This is a genomic window from Methylomonas methanica, assembly GCF_001644035.1.
Lineage (GTDB): Bacteria > Pseudomonadota > Gammaproteobacteria > Methylococcales > Methylomonadaceae > Methylomonas > Methylomonas methanica_A.
In genome coordinates, this window is the sequence record NZ_LUUG01000076.1 from 15,803 (window position 1) to 31,691 (window position 15,889).

Annotated in this window: 14 protein-coding genes; 9 read left to right on the forward strand and 5 right to left on the reverse strand. The window is 52.3% G+C overall.

Annotated elements, in window-relative coordinates:
- The first annotated feature begins 1 nt into the window (after position 1).
- Positions 2-2,860, forward strand: a complete 2,859-nt coding sequence (locus tag A1332_RS13140; protein WP_064008946.1) for an EAL domain-containing protein — start codon at positions 2-4, stop codon at positions 2,858-2,860.
- Here the strand turns inward: A1332_RS13140 and A1332_RS13145 are convergent.
- On the reverse strand, positions 2,857-3,687 hold the full coding sequence (locus A1332_RS13145) for a PHP domain-containing protein (RefSeq protein ID WP_064008947.1): 831 nt from the start codon (positions 3,685-3,687) through the stop codon (positions 2,857-2,859). The two genes, A1332_RS13140 and A1332_RS13145, sit on opposite strands and share 4 nt — an antisense overlap.
- Positions 3,687-5,483 carry an ABC transporter ATP-binding protein gene (locus A1332_RS13150; RefSeq protein WP_064008955.1) on the reverse strand — a complete coding sequence of 599 codons (1,797 nt, stop codon included), beginning with the start codon at positions 5,481-5,483 and terminating at the stop codon, positions 3,687-3,689. The genes A1332_RS13145 and A1332_RS13150 overlap by 1 nt, the downstream gene beginning before the upstream one ends.
- A gap of 103 nt (positions 5,484-5,586) precedes the next feature.
- On the opposite strand from A1332_RS13150, the gene A1332_RS13155 reads away from it, so the two are divergent.
- From A1332_RS13155 to galE, 5 genes are all read left to right on the forward strand, one after another.
- Complete coding sequence (locus A1332_RS13155) at positions 5,587-7,503, forward strand: transglycosylase SLT domain-containing protein (RefSeq protein WP_064008948.1); 1,917 nt, start codon at positions 5,587-5,589, stop codon at positions 7,501-7,503.
- Between the two features lie 77 nt (positions 7,504-7,580).
- Positions 7,581-8,096, forward strand: a complete 516-nt coding sequence (gene fabA / locus A1332_RS13160; RefSeq protein WP_033156420.1) for a 3-hydroxyacyl-[acyl-carrier-protein] dehydratase FabA — start codon at positions 7,581-7,583, stop codon at positions 8,094-8,096.
- Positions 8,097-8,106: 10 nt separating this feature from the next.
- Positions 8,107-9,327: a beta-ketoacyl-ACP synthase I gene (fabB, locus tag A1332_RS13165; protein WP_064008949.1), complete on the forward strand. Its 1,221-nt coding sequence runs from the start codon at positions 8,107-8,109 to the stop codon at positions 9,325-9,327.
- A 46-nt stretch (positions 9,328-9,373) separates the two neighbouring features.
- Positions 9,374-10,231: a tRNA 2-thiocytidine(32) synthetase TtcA gene (gene ttcA / locus A1332_RS13170; RefSeq protein ID WP_064008950.1), complete on the forward strand. Its 858-nt coding sequence runs from the start codon at positions 9,374-9,376 to the stop codon at positions 10,229-10,231.
- Positions 10,232-10,246: 15 nt separating this feature from the next.
- Positions 10,247-11,293, forward strand: a complete 1,047-nt coding sequence (gene galE, locus A1332_RS13175) for a UDP-glucose 4-epimerase GalE (protein ID WP_064008951.1) — start codon at positions 10,247-10,249, stop codon at positions 11,291-11,293.
- Here galE and A1332_RS13180 read toward each other — a convergent pair.
- Positions 11,290-12,411, reverse strand: coding sequence for a DUF484 family protein (locus A1332_RS13180; protein WP_064008956.1), 1,122 nt, complete (start codon positions 12,409-12,411; stop codon positions 11,290-11,292). The two genes, galE and A1332_RS13180, sit on opposite strands and share 4 nt — an antisense overlap.
- Positions 12,412-12,675: 264 nt before the next feature.
- Here A1332_RS13180 and A1332_RS13185 point away from each other — a divergent pair, with 264 nt between their 5' ends.
- Positions 12,676-13,221 (forward strand): RNA polymerase sigma factor, encoded by a 546-nt coding sequence (locus A1332_RS13185; RefSeq protein WP_064008952.1) that lies wholly within the window; start codon positions 12,676-12,678, stop codon positions 13,219-13,221.
- A gap of 61 nt (positions 13,222-13,282) precedes the next feature.
- Complete coding sequence (locus A1332_RS13190) at positions 13,283-14,248, forward strand: FecR family protein (RefSeq protein ID WP_064008957.1); 966 nt, start codon at positions 13,283-13,285, stop codon at positions 14,246-14,248.
- Here the strand turns inward: A1332_RS13190 and A1332_RS13195 are convergent.
- Positions 14,237-14,614 carry a DUF86 domain-containing protein gene (locus tag A1332_RS13195; RefSeq protein WP_064008953.1) on the reverse strand — a complete coding sequence of 126 codons (378 nt, stop codon included), beginning with the start codon at positions 14,612-14,614 and terminating at the stop codon, positions 14,237-14,239. The genes A1332_RS13190 and A1332_RS13195 overlap by 12 nt on opposite strands.
- A complete protein-coding gene (locus tag A1332_RS13200; RefSeq protein WP_064008954.1) occupies positions 14,611-14,901 on the reverse strand; it encodes a nucleotidyltransferase family protein in 291 nt (96 codons plus the stop codon). Before A1332_RS13200 ends, A1332_RS13195 begins: the two co-directional genes overlap by 4 nt.
- 213 nt (positions 14,902-15,114) lie before the next feature.
- Here A1332_RS13200 and A1332_RS13205 point away from each other — a divergent pair.
- The coding region (locus tag A1332_RS13205) for a TonB-dependent receptor (protein ID WP_157204013.1) at positions 15,115-15,889 on the forward strand (775 nt) is incomplete at its 3' end.

Consider the following 15,889-nt stretch of genomic DNA (forward strand, 5'->3'; position numbering starts at 1 on the left):
TATGACTGCCAAGGCCCGTATCCTGCTGGTTGACGACGATCCGATGATCCGCCTGCTGGTCAGGCAAGTCCTGCAAGCAGATGACTACGAACTGATCGAAACTGATAACGGCCGAGCCGGACTGGAGCAATTTATCGTCGCGGCGCCGGATCTGGTCCTGCTCGACGTCATGATGCCAGAGATGGATGGTTTCAGCTGCTTGAAAGGCATGCGTGCCGCCAGCGACAAAAGCGTACCGATTGTGATGATGACCGCGATCGAAGATACGCAAGCGGTGGAAAATGCCTTTCGGTTGGGTGCTACCGATTTTATCGGTAAACCCATTCAGTGGCCGCTGCTGCCGCACCGAATCAGTTACGTACTGCGTGCGCACAACACCACGCAAAGCCTGATAGAGCAACAAAGCTTACTGAAACAAAGCGAACAACGCTTCCGCGACCTGGTGGAAAGTATAGGTAGAGAATACTTTCTGTATTCCCACGATACCCAGTGTACTTTTACCTATCTGGGGCCTTCGGTGGAGCATATTCTCGGCTACAAGCCCGAGGAATTGCATCGCGATTGCTTCGCCATCACCACCGACAACCCGATCAACCGGATTGCCAGAACCTACACCGAGCAGTGCCTGGCAGGAATCAAACCGCCCAACTACGAAGTGGAAGTGCGCTGTAAGGATGGCAGCCTGCGTGTGCTCAGCCTCAACGAGTCGCCGATGTTCGACGATCAAGGTCGTGTGGTTGCAGTGAACGGCCTGGCGCACGACATCACCGAAATGCGCAGTACGCAACAAGCATTGGCCGATAGCGAGGAACGCTTGCGGCTGTCCATGCAGGCAGCCAAACAAGGTTTTTATGACATCAATCCGCAAACCGGGGCAATGATCATCAACGCCGAATATGCCAGCATGCTCGGCTACGACCCCGCCAGTTTCGACGCTACTATCGGCAGCTGGATAATGCGCTTGCATCCTGACGACCGGCAGCGCGTTTCCGACACTTACCAGCAGTACATCGCCGGGAAACTGGCAGAATATCGCCTGGAATACCGGCAGCGTTGCGCCGACGATAGTTGGAAATGGATATTATCGATAGGCAGTATCGTCGAGCGCGACGCCAATAATCAGCCGGTGCGCATGCTGGGCACCCACACCGACATCACCGACAGTAAAACGGCAGCCGAACGCCTGAATTTGCTGGCCAAAGTGTTCGAAAACAGCGGCGAGGCCATTTTCCTATGCGATCCGGATACCCGCATCGTGTCCAGCAATCAGGCCTACACGACTATTACCGGTTACAGAGCCGAAGAAGTGCTAAAGCAAACGCCCTCAATTCTCGATGCGCGTCATCTTGACCTCAACCACTATCAACGCATCTGGCAGGCCTTGCGCGAAAACGGCTACTGGCAAGGCGAAATTTGGGATACCCGCAAGAACGGCGAGACCTATCCGGCGTGGCTGGGTATTTCCGCGATGTACAACACCCATGGCGTCATCAGCCATTACATTGGCATTTTTTCGGACATCACCGAGCGCAAGGCCGCCGAAGCGCAAATCGAATATCTGGCGCGCCACGATCCGCTCACCAACCTGCCCAATCGCACCTTGTTGCGCGACCGCTTCGACCAAGCCATGGCCCATGCAGTGCGTAACAACACACTGGTCGGTTTGCTGTTTCTGGACCTGGATCATTTTAAGAATATTAACGACACGATGGGGCACGATGTCGGCGACCGCTTGCTGCAAGGCATAGCAGAGCGTCTGGTGCAATGTGTGCGCGAGGTGGACACGGTTTGCCGGCAAGGCGGCGATGAATTCATCATTATCCTCACCGACATTCCCGACATTGACGCTATCACGCAAATTGTACTGAAAATTCTCGATCAACTGACCCAACCCTTTCTGATCGAAGGTGTCACCCTCTGCACCTCCTTCAGCATAGGCGTCAGCTTGTATCCCAATGACGGCTTGAATTTTCACGGCTTGCTCAACAAAGCCGACACGGCGATGTATTCGGCTAAAAACGAAGGCCGCAATACCTTCCGCTTTTTTTCCAACGATATGAATCTGGCTTCAATCGAGCGGATGAATATCGAGAACGGTCTGCGCATGGCCTTGAAGCGCAACGAATTTCGGCTGCACTATCAGCCGCAATATTCGATACACAACAACGTGGTGATCGGCGCGGAAGCCTTGCTGCGTTGGCAACCGGAAAACAGCCCGATGATTCCGCCGGCCAAGTTCATTCCTATCGCCGAAGATAACGGCGTGATTGTGCCGATAGGCGACTGGGTATTACGCGAAGCCTGTAAGCAAAACAAGGTTTGGCACGATGCCGGTATGAAACTGCTGGTTACCGTCAATATCTCCGCCCTACAGTTTAAACGCGGGAATTTACTGGAATCGGTGCAAGCCGCACTGGCCGAATCCGGCCTGGAACCTCACTATTTAGAGTTGGAATTAACAGAATCGGTACTGATGTACGACACTAATGCGGTCATCAATACCATCGCCCAATTGCGCGCCTTAGGTGTCAGCTTTGCCATCGACGATTTCGGCACCGGTTATTCATCGCTCAGTTACTTAAAACGCTTTGCGGTAAACAAACTAAAAATCGATCAATCGTTTATTCGGGATTTAACCTCCGGCAAAGCCGAAGACACCGCTATCGTCAAAGCAATTCTGCAATTGGGCGATACGCTGGGCCTGCTGACCTTGGCCGAAGGTGTGGAAACCAAGGAGCAAGCGGAACAACTGCATCTACTTGGTTGCCGCAAAGCACAAGGCTTTTATTGGAATCAACCCTTGCCCGCCGACGAATTCGCCCGGCTGTTTGCGGCTGATTGCCCAAAACCGCTCGGCTAAAACAATTGCCAAACCGGCTTGGCGCCCTCCGGCAAGGCCGCCAAACGCCCCAGCTCCAGCCATTGATTGCCCGGCGCGTGAAAATCCGAGCCCATCGACGCATGCAATTGATGTTTGCTGGCATGCAAATAACTTAAGCGGATATCGTCAATACCGGCCCGGCCGGTCACCACTTCTATGCCCTGGCCGCCCGCCGCCTTAAATGCCACCAAAGCTTTGTTGATCCATTTGGTACTGAGTTTATAACGCAGCGGATGCGCCAACACCGCCACGCCGCCCGCCGCCCGAATCCAGCCGACGCAGTCTGTCAGGCTGGCCCAAACCGTCGGCACATAAGCCGGCTTGCCCTTGCTCAAATAACGATCAAAGGCGTCCTGTTGGGTTTCGACTACGCCTTGATTAACCAGAAAATCGGCAAAATGCAGGCGGGTGATTTCACCGTTACCGGCGATTTGTCTTAAAGTTGGATAGGCATCGGCTATGCCTTTCTTTGCCAGTTTTTCGGCAATTTTTTGCGCGCGTTGGTCGCGAATCAGTTGTTGCTTAGCAATGCCCTCAAGCAACACCGGATGCAGCGGGTCGATATTTAAACCGACAATATGCAGGCAATGGCTTTCAAAACTGGCCGACAATTCAATACCTGGAATCAAGCGGATACCCGCTTGTGCGGCGGCCTCACTGGCCTCCTGTAAACCGGCAGTAGTATCGTGATCGGTCAATGCCAGCGCGGTAACGCCATGCTGTTGGGCGCGCCGCACCAGCTCGGTGGGCGACAAGGCCCCGTCGGACGCGGTGGAATGACTGTGTAAATCGTATAATTCCGACACTATTGGTAATCACCGTAAAGTTTGGCGTACAAGCCGTTTTGTTGAATCAAGGAATCGTGTTTGCCTTGTTCGCAAATCTGGCCTTGTTCGAACACATACACATGATCAGCCTGTTTCACGGCACTGAGTCTATGGGCAATGATGATGGTCGTGCGGCCTTCCAGGAAGGTGCTCAAAGCCTGGTGCAGCTTATATTCGGTTTCGCTGTCCAGTGCCGACGTAGCCTCGTCCAGAATCACCACCGCCGGCTGGCTGACTATCATCCGGGCGATGGCCAGGCGTTGCCGTTGGCCGCCGGATAAACGCATACCTTGTCTTCCCACCACGGTATCCAGCCCTTGCGGCTGCTCTTCCACGGTTTGCTGCATTTGCGCAATTTCCAGGGCTCGCCACAGTTCCGGGTCAGCAATCTCCCGGCCCAAAGTCAGATTGGCGCGTATCGTATCGTTTAACAAAGCCGGATGCTGCAATACCGTCGCCACGTGTTCGCGGACCACATCCAAGCCTATCCTGTCCAGCGGCACGCCGTCGAAGTAAATCATGCCGCTGCCCGGCGGATACAAGCCGATCAAGGTTTGCGCCAACGTGGACTTGCCGCCGCCGCTGGCGCCGACCAGCGCGATTTTTTCGCCGGCCGGAATGTTGAGATTAATACCGTTCAGTACCGGCTCGTCCTTGTAACTAAAGTGCAGATTCTTAACGCTGACCGACACGGTTTTACGCCCGATAAACGGATTTTGCAAATGCGGATAATAGGGTTCGCGCTGCAACAGGGTCAGCTGATTGACACGGGCCAGCGCGGCCTTTGCGGCATAAAAGGACTGCTGAATACTCAGAATCTCCTGCACCGGCGCCATCATGAACCAGAGATAACCGAATACCGCCAACATCTCGCCTATCGTCAGATTGGAATACAACACCATCAGCATCGCGGTGGCGCGGAATATGTCGAAGCCGAATAAAAAAGTCAAAAAGCTCAGACGCACCGTCGCGTCGCTTTTCCAAGCATAGATGGTCGAATGATTTTTCACCGCCAGCGCGCTGCCTATCAATTGCCGGCAATAATGCTCTTCGCGGTTGCTGGCCCGAATTTGATGAATCGCCTCCAGCGTTTCGCTCAAGGCCTGCTGGAATATGGCATAGGCTTTGTTCTCGTTGGCTTTCAGTTCCTTGACCCTGGAGCCAACGGCCCTGGCCAGATAAATTACCAGCGGGTTCAAAAAGATAATGAACAATCCCAGTTGCCAGTGCATCCACAGCAGAATCAAAGCCGTGCCGAACACAGTCAGGACCGCCACCAATAACTTACTGATCGTGGTGCCGATGAAATTGTCCAGCGTATCCAGATCAGTCACCATGTGTGAGCTGACCGTACCGCTGCCCAGGCTTTCATACTCGGACATCGATATGTGTTGCAAATGTTTCACCAAACTTTCGCGAATCCGAAAGATCACATCCTTGGCAATATTGGAAAACTGCCGGGTCTGCATAATGTTTAGTACCAAAGCAAACAAGCGCAACACCAAGCTGACCAGCAGAATAATGGCGATGTAAACAATAGGTTGCCGCCACTCGCCCGGCAGCCAGGGGTTGAGGCTGTTCAGCACTACGCCCGGATGGTTGAGCAAAACCTCGTCTACCAATAAGGGCATCAGTAAGGGCACCGGCACGCTGGCAACGGTTGCCAATATGGCGACGAAATGGCCGTTGATCAGTTGTTTTTTATGCTGCTTAGCGATGCTGTAGATGTACTGCCAGGAATATTCGGCTTGCGCCGCGCGGTGTGATGTTTTCAAGGTAATGAAACAAATTCGATGAAGTTTAATGATTATAATGGCCCGACCCACTTTGCAAAAACTTCTTGCACAGTGTTTAGTCTCGGCTGTCGTGGAAATTGATATGCATGTTATCTCGTGTTTTTTAATGCTTGCCGCTCTGACCGGCGTTTTGTCAAACAGTGCCCGGGCGGATGAAATCTCTTTAGCCACCCAACGTCAGCAATTTTTGCGCGCCGAGCAAGCGCTAAATCAGAATCGGGATGCCGAATATCTCGCATTGGCTTCAGGTCTAAAAGGCTACCCGCTGTATCCTTATCTGCAATACCAATGGCTAAAAAATCATTTGGACGCCGATGGCGACATCAAACAATTTCTGGCCGACTATGCCACCAGCCGCTATGCAGCAGGGCTGCGGCAGAGGTGGCTGGTGCAATTGGGTAAAAAGCAACAGTGGCAACTATTATTGAATTATTATCAAGGCAGCGACGATCCCGAGTTGCAATGCTACGCCGGTTTGGCTCAGCTCCAGACCGGCCAAACCTTGGAAGCATTCAATCAAGCCCGCCCCTTGTGGCTAAGCGGCAAATCGCAACCGGATAATTGCGATGCCTTGTTCGACGTTTATAAAGCATCGCCGTATTTTAATAAGGAACTGATTAACCAGCGATTTCAGGCCGCGCTGAAGCGCGACAATCAAAGCCTGGCAAGTTACTTGACCCGATTTTTCAGCGGCCCGGAACTTAATCTAGCCAACACCTGGTTAAAGCTGCACCGGCAGCCCGAAAGCGTTGCATCGGAGACTGGCTGGCGTGAATACCCCGAACAAGCAGGCGAGTTATTTGCCCATGCGATTGACCGCTGGTTGGAAACCAACGTTGAAGCGGCCATGACGACTTGGGATAGCCTTAAATCGCAAATCACCATTGCGCCAACAACGGCAGCTTTTATCGAAAAACGCATAGCTATCGCGTTGGCCTTAAAACACGATAGTCGCGCTTACGAACGTTTGTCGCGACTGGAAAATAGCGACGAGTCGGCGCGGGAATGGCGGGTCAGAGCCGCATTGAACACGCAAAACTGGCAAGACGTCGCAAGCGCGATTACCGGCCTTAACAACGAAGAAAAAACTCGGGAAAAATGGCAGTACTGGCAAGCTCGAAGCCTAGCGGAAATGGGCCAGAGCGCAGCAGCCAATACTTTGTTTCAACAGCTGGCGAAAAATCGCAGCTTTTACGGTTTTCTGGCGGCCGGCAGATTAAGGCAAGCCATCGAGCTGGTCGATAGACCGTTGACGGTGCCTAGTCAGGATCTGGAATTTTTACAAAATCAACCTGACTTTCAAGTGTTTTCTGAACTACTCGCTATCGACAGAAAACCGGAAGCCAAACGCCAATGGTGGTACGCGATAGCAAAACTCGACAGCCGACAGTTGCCCGCCGCCGCTAAACTGGCACAACAGGCGAATTGTCCGGCTCTGGCAATTGCCACGATAGCCAAGGCCAACCATTGGGATGATGTGAATCTGCGTTTTCCGCTGGCGTATGTCCAGCCAATCCAAAGTAACGCCGCCGCGCAACAATTGGATCCGGCTTTAATTTTGGGTTTGATCCGCCAGGAAAGCGCGTTTGACGAATTGGCCGACTCGCCGGCCGGCGCCAAAGGTTTGATGCAGGTCATGCCGAACACCGGCCGGCAAATCGCCGCCGACTTCCGCGATAGTTGGGATAGCGACTACAACTTGTTCAAACCGGAACTCAACGTCAAGTACGGCGCGTTTTATTTCAAAAAACTCCTGCGCCAATTCAATGGCCACGTCGCATTGGCCACTGCGGCCTATAATGCCGGCGCCAACAAAGTTAAGCGCTGGCTGCCGGAAAACCGCACGCTACCGGCAGACATCTGGATCGAAACCATACCTTATAAGGAGACTCGGGCTTATGTCGCATCGGTGTTGATGTATAGCTTGATCTACCAGCAGCGCCTGCAACGCGACAGCTTAAAGATCGACGATCTGTTACGTGAGGTAATGCCCGGATGAAAAATTGAGCTGATTTTTTAAGCCGGTTATTAGATAATGCCGCAGTTTTTGAACCCACCAACCAGGTAAAAATCAAGATGGAGAAGCAGCACAGTTTCACGCGCGAAGAATTATTAATGTCCGGCCGAGGCGAGTTATACGGTCCGACCAACGCGCAGCTACCGCTTCCCAATATGCTGATGATGGACCGCATCGTCCATATTTCCGATGAAGGCGGCAAGTACGGCAAAGGCGAAATCATTGCCGAGTTGGATATTACGCCCGAACTATGGTTTTTCGACTGCCATTTTCAAGGCGACCCGGTCATGCCCGGCTGCCTTGGTTTAGACGCGATGTGGCAATTGGTCGGTTTCTATTTGTGCTGGTTGGGTGGTCCCGGCAAAGGTCGCGCGCTAGGTTGCGGCGAAGTTAAATTCACCGGCCAGGTGCTGCCGACAGCCAAAAAAGTCACTTATAAAATCGACTTGAAGCGCGTGATTTTACGTAAGCTGGTCATGGGCATCGCCGATGCCACGATGGAAGTCGACGGCAAACAAATCTATGAAGCGACCGATTTGCGAGTCGGTTTGTTCACGTCCACCCAAGATTTCTAAGGAAACCATCATGAAACGCGTAGTTGTAACAGGTTTAGGGATAGTTTCCAGCATCGGCAACAACCGGGACGAAGTGGTGGATTCTTTGAGAACCGGCCGTTCCGGCATCGTTCACGCGCCGGTCTATGCAGAGATGGGCTTTCGCAGCCATGTGCACGGCCCGGTCAACATCGACCTGGATGAAGCGATAGACCGCAAAGTTAAACGCTTTATGGGCGACGGCGCAGCCTACAACTATCTGGCAATGGAACAAGCTATCGCCGACTCCGGCCTGGAAGAGTCGCAAATTTCCAATGTCCGTACCGGCTTGGTCATGGGCTCCGGTGGACCTTCAACCTCCAACTTGGTGGATTCAGCCGACATTCTCCGTTCTAAAGGCGTGAAGAAAGTCGGTCCGTATATGGTGACGCGGGCTATGTCCAGCACCAACACAGCCTGTCTGGCCACGCCTTTCAAGATCAAAGGTGTCAATTACTCCATCAGTTCCGCTTGCGCGACCAGCGCCCATTGCATCGGCCACGCCATGGAATTGATTCAACTGGGCAAGCAAGACATCGTTTTTGCTGGCGGCGGTGAAGAATTGCACTGGACCATGTCGGTAATGTTCGACGCGATGGGCGCACTGTCTTCAAAGTATAATGACACGCCTGCCACGGCCTCGCGACCTTACGACGAAACCCGCGACGGCTTCGTCATCTCCGGCGGCGGCGGCGTGCTGGTAATCGAAGAACTGGATCACGCCAAAGCGCGCGGCGCAAAAATCTATGCTGAATTAGTCGGCTACGGCGCGACGTCCGACGGCTACGACATGGTACAGCCCTCCGGCGAAGGCGCGGTCCGCTGCATACAACAAGCCTTGGCTACCGTTCATGAAAAAATCGATTACATCAACGCGCACGGCACCAGTACTCCAGTAGGCGATACCCGCGAACTGGAAGCGATGCGCGAAGTATTCGGTGCCGATGGCGTACCGGCGGTCAGCTCAACCAAATCACTGACCGGACACGCCTTGGGCGCGGCCGGCGTCAACGAAGCCATTTATTCCTTGCTGATGATGCAAGAAAACTTCTTGAGCGCCTCCGCCAATATCAACCAACTCGATCCAGGCGCCGCCGGCATTCCGATTGTTAGAGAGTATCGGGATAACGTCACGCTGAACACAATCATGTCCAACAGCTTCGGCTTCGGCGGCACCAACGCCACGCTGATTTTCCAACGCTATAACGGCTAATTTTGCGCGGCTGGAACAACAGTTTCAGCCGCCTTTCACCGCATCCATGTCCGATCCAGAACACAAATCCCGCACCCAGTTCAACAAGCTGCAAAAACGCCTGAGACGCTGCGTCGGCGAAGCCATCGCCGACTTCAACATGATAGAACCCGACGACAAGGTGATGGTCTGTCTATCCGGCGGTAAAGACTCCTACACCATGTTGGACATACTGCTGAACTTGCAGAAAACCGCGCCGATTGATTTCGAGATTATCGCCGTCAATCTGGATCAGAAACAGCCGGGTTTCCCTGAACATGTTCTGCCGGAATATCTGCAATCGATAGGCGTGCCCTACCACATCATCGAACACGACACCTACAGCATCGTCAAACGCATCATCCCGGAAGGCCAAACCACTTGCAGCCTATGTTCCCGGTTGCGGCGCGGCACCTTGTATGGGTTCGCCAAGGAACATAAGATCACCAAGATCGCCCTCGGCCATCACCGCGACGACATCATCGAGACCTTCTTCCTGAACATGTTCTACGCCGGCAAATTAAAAGCCATGCCGCCGAAATTGCTCAGCGACGACAAGCAAAACATCGTGATTAGACCACTGGCTTATTGCCGGGAAAAAGACATCAACCGCTTCGCGGCTTTCAAACAGTTTCCTATCATCCCTTGCAATCTGTGCGGCTCCCAAGAAAACCTGCAACGCAAGGCAATGAAGCAAATGCTGAACGCTTGGGACAAGCAATTCCCCGGCCGTATCGAAACCATTTTCGCCAGTCTGCAAAATATCGCACCTTCGCAAATGGCTGACACCAGCTTGTTCGATTTTGCCGGCCTGCGCCGCGACCCCGACGCAAGTCTGCCGCGCGTTGTCTCAGACGAAGCAGGACTGGACATCCTCGAACGCTAACCACGGAATGCAACGATGAAAAACACAATTTTGGTGACCGGCGGTGCCGGCTATATTGGTAGCCATACCTGCGTGGAACTATTGAATAATGGTTTCGAGATCATCGTTGTGGATAACCTCAGCAACAGCAAACTTGAATCGCTGAAACGCATCGAAACCATTACCGGGCAAAAACCCGGTTTCTATCAAGCCGACATTACCGACCAGACCGCGCTGCGCGAGATTTTCAAAGCGCATAAGATCGATGCGGTGATCCATTTCGCCGGCTTAAAGGCCGTTGGCGAATCCTGCCAACAACCCCTAAGTTACTACCGCAACAATATCTACGGCACTCAGGTGTTGCTGGAGACGATGAACGAGTTTGCGGTGAAACGATTGGTATTCAGCTCGTCCGCCACTGTGTACGGTGACCCGCACAGCGTACCGATTCTGGAAAGCTTCCCGCTGCAAGCCACCAATCCTTACGGCCGCACCAAACTGTTTATCGAAGAAATCCTGCGCGATGTCGGCAATGCCGACACATTGAACGGAGCCAGCCAGCCCTGGCAATTTGCAATACTGCGTTATTTCAACCCCATCGGCGCGCACAGCAGCGGTTTGATCGGCGAAGATCCCAACGGCATACCCAATAATCTGATGCCGTTTTTGTCGCAAGTGGCCATCGGCAAATTGCCGGTTCTGTCGGTGTTCGGCGATGACTATCCCACCAAGGACGGTACTGGCGTACGCGATTACATCCATGTGGTCGATCTGGCGCAAGGCCATATCAAAGCCTTGCAATACCTGCTCGGTAAAACTGCCGATACTGCAATTTGTGATGCGATTAATTTAGGCACCGGCAACGGCTACAGCGTGTTGGAAATGGTCAAGACCTTTATCGAAGTAACAGATCAGGCAGTTCCCTACAAAATCGCACCACGCCGAGCCGGCGATGTTGCGGCCTGCTACGCCGACCCAAGTTTGGCGGAAGAGAAAATAGGCTGGAAAGCGGAGCGGGATTTAAAACAAATGATGATCGATACCTGGCGCTGGCAGAAAAACAATCCCAACGGTTACAACTAAACCGACTCCGTAACCAATACCAATCCGCCATTCTCAATACGGTTTCTGCCTTTGCGTTTGGCTTCGTACAAGGCAGCATCGGCGGTTTGCACCAATTGCAGCGCAATCTCGGCGACCGGTTTTTTTTGTGACCGACTGGGCTGGTAAGTCGCCACACCGATTGAAATAGTCACCGGAATGGTTTGCTCGGCGTATTCCACCTGCAAATTGGCAATACTCAAGCGAATCCGCTCAGCAATTTCGGAAGCTGTACTTTCGTCACTTTGCGACAGTAAGGCCACGAATTCCTCTCCCCCATAACGCGCCAGCACATCGTTATTACGCAGCAATTTCTTGATAATACCGGCCACTACGGCCAATACATGATCGCCGGCCTGATGTCCGAAACCATCGTTGATACCTTTGAAAAAATCGATATCCAAAAAAAGACAGGATAGCGGTTCGCGATTGCGTTGACTGCGATCCAGTTCTTCCTCTATCCGCTGCTCCAGGAAACGCCGATTATTCACGCCGGTCAGCGGATCGACCAAGCTGGTGCGGCGCATGGTTTCGACATTTAAATTGTTTTCCAGGCAAATGCTGATCACCGAGGCGATATGCTCGACAAAATCGGTGGCCATACCTTGCATGAAACGCTCGTTATGATAACTACCCAGATTCAACGAACCCAAATACCTGTCCCGGCGGATCAGCGGAGCAATGACAACTGACGCCGGTTTTTGCTGATTGGATTCGAAAAAAAACTTTTCGCAGACCGTGGTTTGATAGCTGCCCAGAAACGGCTGATCGGACAAACCAAAACTGTGCCGCAATTGCCATTCGCTACTCGCCAGATACAGCCCTTCCCTGTCCCGAAAATTATAATTATCCACTTCCAGGTAACTGGCGATTTCGTTTTTTGCGTCGATCAAACACAAGCTGATCACGTCCAACTCGAACAGCGCCTTGGCTTCACCCAGAATGAACTCGATCATTTCCGCCAGAGAACTAAGGCCCAGCAAACGCATTTCAAAGCTTTGCAATCGCTTTAAGGTCAGGCTGTTATGTTGGACGCGGTTGAGCATACCGTCCAAATGACTTTCCAAGACCCGCAAATCTGTTGTTATATCCTGTTCCAAGCTCCGCCCCACCCGCTTAATCAAGCTGATAAGACTAGCAGTTTTCGCTGGAAAAGTGTGCGCCAATAGACACTTCCACTCCGATTAAGGTCTGTGCGGACGCCAAAAAAAGCCGCCATTTCACAGGCACACTGCGGCATTTGCCTTATTTTTAGACACAGCCATTAGCCTTTACCTATAAAAATCAACGTACCGGGGACGTGGTTCGCATTTTGCTTGTTATCCGTTTTACCTGGATTTAATTCGGTCAAGCGCCAGCTCGCCATGAACAGCCTCACCTTCAACATCGACGACTTGTTTTTGAGCCATCGCGACTCATTGATTCATACCATATTCGGCATCGTCGGTTGCCCGCAGACCGCCGAAGATTTAGCACACGAAGCCTACCTAAAGATGCTGCACGCCCTGGAAAACCAGGAAATCAATTACCCCAGGCCATTTCTGTACCAGATCGCTAAAAACCTGGCGCTGGACCATCTGCGCAAAGAACATATCCGCCAACGCGCCGACCATTCAGTACCAACCGACGCAGACGACGATATAGTGCTGCTGGATAGCTTGCCAGCCAACACGCCAACACCCGAACAACAAGTGGCTGATCAACAAGAAGTGGCATTGATGTTGGCAGCCCTTGAGCAACTAACGGAACGGCGTCGGCAAATTCTGGTTTTGCATAAATTTCATCATTGGACTTACGAACGCATCGCCGAGCATTACGGCATATCCCGTAGCGCCGTAGAAAAAAATGTACACGCCGCCCTTGCCCATTTACTGGCCAGCCAGGAAAATCATCCCTTGTACAGGGCATGATTTCGCCCCGCCATAGCCGATGCTGATAAAATCCGCCTACCCGCTTAGACTGCTACCCGCCATGCCCTCACGTTTTGATCAGGAAATTCCACCTTCACTTGGTATGATCCAAGATCAAGCGCTCGCCTGGTTTGCTCGTTTACAGGACAGTAAAACCGGCGCGGTCGACAAAGCCGAGTTTGCCAACTGGTTAGCCGCCAACCCGGCACATCAAACCGCTTACGACAAGGTTGTGCAACTCTGGCAATCGCCGACGCTGAACGCCGCTTTAAGCCAACGCGCCACCATACCTCTTCGTCCGTCTGCACGGCGTAAATCGACAATGCCACGCTGGGCTGCAGCCGCTAGCATTGTATTAATTTGCAGCTGGCTCCTGGCTGCAATTGGTTGGTCGCAGCGCTGGCAAGCAGACATCACCACTACCACCGGCGAGCAACGCCGAGTAACGCTGGCCGACGGCTCGGCGCTGATTCTAAATACCGACAGCGCGGTAAAACTAAACTATGCCGGCCAACGGCGCGGCGTAACCCTATTAAGCGGCGAAGCCTTTTTTGAAGTGCAAGCCGATAAAAACCGACCGTTTATCGTCACCACCGCGCAAGGCACTGTAAAAGTGGTCGGCACCCGCTTCAGCGTCAAAACCGGCGAGACTACCCAGGTCGACGTAGAAAGTGGCGTAGTGATATGCAGCGCCGAGCAAGGACAAAGCCGGCAATTAGGCGTCGGCCAACATACGGAAATTAATACCCAAAGCGTCGCCGAAATCAGCAACAGTGATACCGGCAAAACCTTCGCCTGGCTGAAAGGCCGCCTGATCTTTCAAGATCAAACCCTAAGCGATGTAATAACCGAACTGGATCGCTACCATCCCGGCGCCATCGTCATTGCCGATACCAAACTGGCACAAACTCGCGTCACCGGCAATTACAAACTGGACGATACCGCAGCGCTGATTCAAACCCTCGCCACGCTCGTCGGCGCCAAAGTCATGGGGATTTCGCCTTATTTGACGGTGTTAAAGTCCTGAGTTTTCATCCATCAATTGCCGAATAAGCTTATCAACGCTAAGGCCCAGTTCTGGCAGATCTTTCTCAAGGGTTTTCCAAACAACTTCCAAATCAACTCTAAAATAACCATGCGCCAAAGCATTGCGCATTTCATAAGCACTGGCAAAGGGTACGTGGTCATGCTGCGCTGAAAACTCAGGATAATACTTGTCTATATTGTTGCTGGCTTCGCCAATAATTTCCAGATTGCGGATCACCGCATCTTGTGTCAACTCATCGGTTAAGAAACCAACCTCATCCAAATCATCCACATAACGTTCAATTCGAGCAATAGCTTCGAGAATATGAACAAGGTAATCCAACAAACGCTGCCGATCACGACTCACAGACTGACAGCCTCTTGCAATACTTGCTCCCGGAAAGCGTCCGGCAAAGCTTTGGGGGTTAACACGTCCACCTTAATCTTCAATAATTTTTTTAATTCATGGCGAATAGCGCCAATATCCATTAACGAGGTCTCTTGGGTTGGATCGACTAATAAATCCAAATCGCTGTCTTCGGTATCTTCATCCCGCAACACGGAACCGAATACACGGACATTCTCAACATGGTGACTCAACGCCACAGCTTTAATCTGTTCACGGTAAGCCTGTAAGGCGATGGATGGGCGCATTATGGTTCCTGGCTGGCTGGCTGGTTGTTGATGATGCTTGAATACTTTATCGCTTAGCTTTAACGATCAAAAGCATACGGCAATAATAAGTGCAAGCAAAGGCAAAGCGTAAAAAACTTTTTCCACCAAGTGTGTACTCCACTTTCTGAAACGTCTCGGTAGCCATGTGCATTGCAAAGCACTAACCAACAACAACCCAGACAAGGAGTACCCATGAAGCATCCACACCTGACCCCGCCTTGGGCATTACGCAAACTCAGCATTGCCATAGCCCTGAGTTTGCCCGGCCTGATAAGCACCCCCGCGCAAGCCGCCGATACCGCCGCCAGCCAACAAGCCACCCAACGCTTTAACATCCCCGCCCAACCACTGGCCGACGCCATCAACGCTTTTATCGGCAGCAGCGATTGGCAGGTTGGCTATCCCGCAGATCTGGCCAAACAAAGCCTATCCAACAATCTTGACGGCAACTACACACCGCAACAAGCCTTGCAGATCTTGCTACAAGGCACCGGCCTAAACTACCGCATGACCGGCGATAACAAAGCCACGCTGGAAAAAGTAGCCGTTAGCGAGCCGCAATCGGCGGCGAATATGCCAGCGGTAACGGTAACTGGAGATAGGCAATACGATCCTAATGATCCCTACAACAAGGACTACTCGGTACCCAATACCACTTTCGCCACCAAGACAAACACTCCCATCATGGAAACCCCACTTAACGTTCAGGTGATTCCGAAAGCGGTATTGGATGATCGCCAAGCCATAAAACTCGATCAAGCGGTGAAGTACGTCAGTGGCGTAACCACCGGTCAAGGCGCTGGCGGCTTAGGGGACCAAGTAACTATTCGCGGATTTTTCAATTTCAACTATTTCTGTAACGGTTTCCGAATCGATACCTTTGGTGGCGCTGACGGCACGCGTGCTATGGCCAATGTGCAAAGTATCGAAGTGCTAAAGGGGCCTGCGGGAGTTATAACTAAATCTG

Coding starts and splice junctions, on each gene's coding strand:
- A1332_RS13140 (WP_064008946.1), top strand. CDS start 2: ATGACTGCCAAGGCCCGTATCCTGCTGGTTGACGACGATCCGATGATC.
- A1332_RS13155 (WP_064008948.1), top strand. CDS start 5,587: ATGCATGTTATCTCGTGTTTTTTAATGCTTGCCGCTCTGACCGGCGTT.
- fabA (WP_033156420.1), top strand. CDS start 7,581: ATGGAGAAGCAGCACAGTTTCACGCGCGAAGAATTATTAATGTCCGGC.
- fabB (WP_064008949.1), top strand. CDS start 8,107: ATGAAACGCGTAGTTGTAACAGGTTTAGGGATAGTTTCCAGCATCGGC.
- ttcA (WP_064008950.1), top strand. CDS start 9,374: ATGTCCGATCCAGAACACAAATCCCGCACCCAGTTCAACAAGCTGCAA.
- galE (WP_064008951.1), top strand. CDS start 10,247: ATGAAAAACACAATTTTGGTGACCGGCGGTGCCGGCTATATTGGTAGC.
- A1332_RS13185 (WP_064008952.1), top strand. CDS start 12,676: ATGAACAGCCTCACCTTCAACATCGACGACTTGTTTTTGAGCCATCGC.
- A1332_RS13190 (WP_064008957.1), top strand. CDS start 13,283: ATGCCCTCACGTTTTGATCAGGAAATTCCACCTTCACTTGGTATGATC.
- A1332_RS13200 (WP_064008954.1), bottom strand. CDS start 14,901: ATGCGCCCATCCATCGCCTTACAGGCTTACCGTGAACAGATTAAAGCT.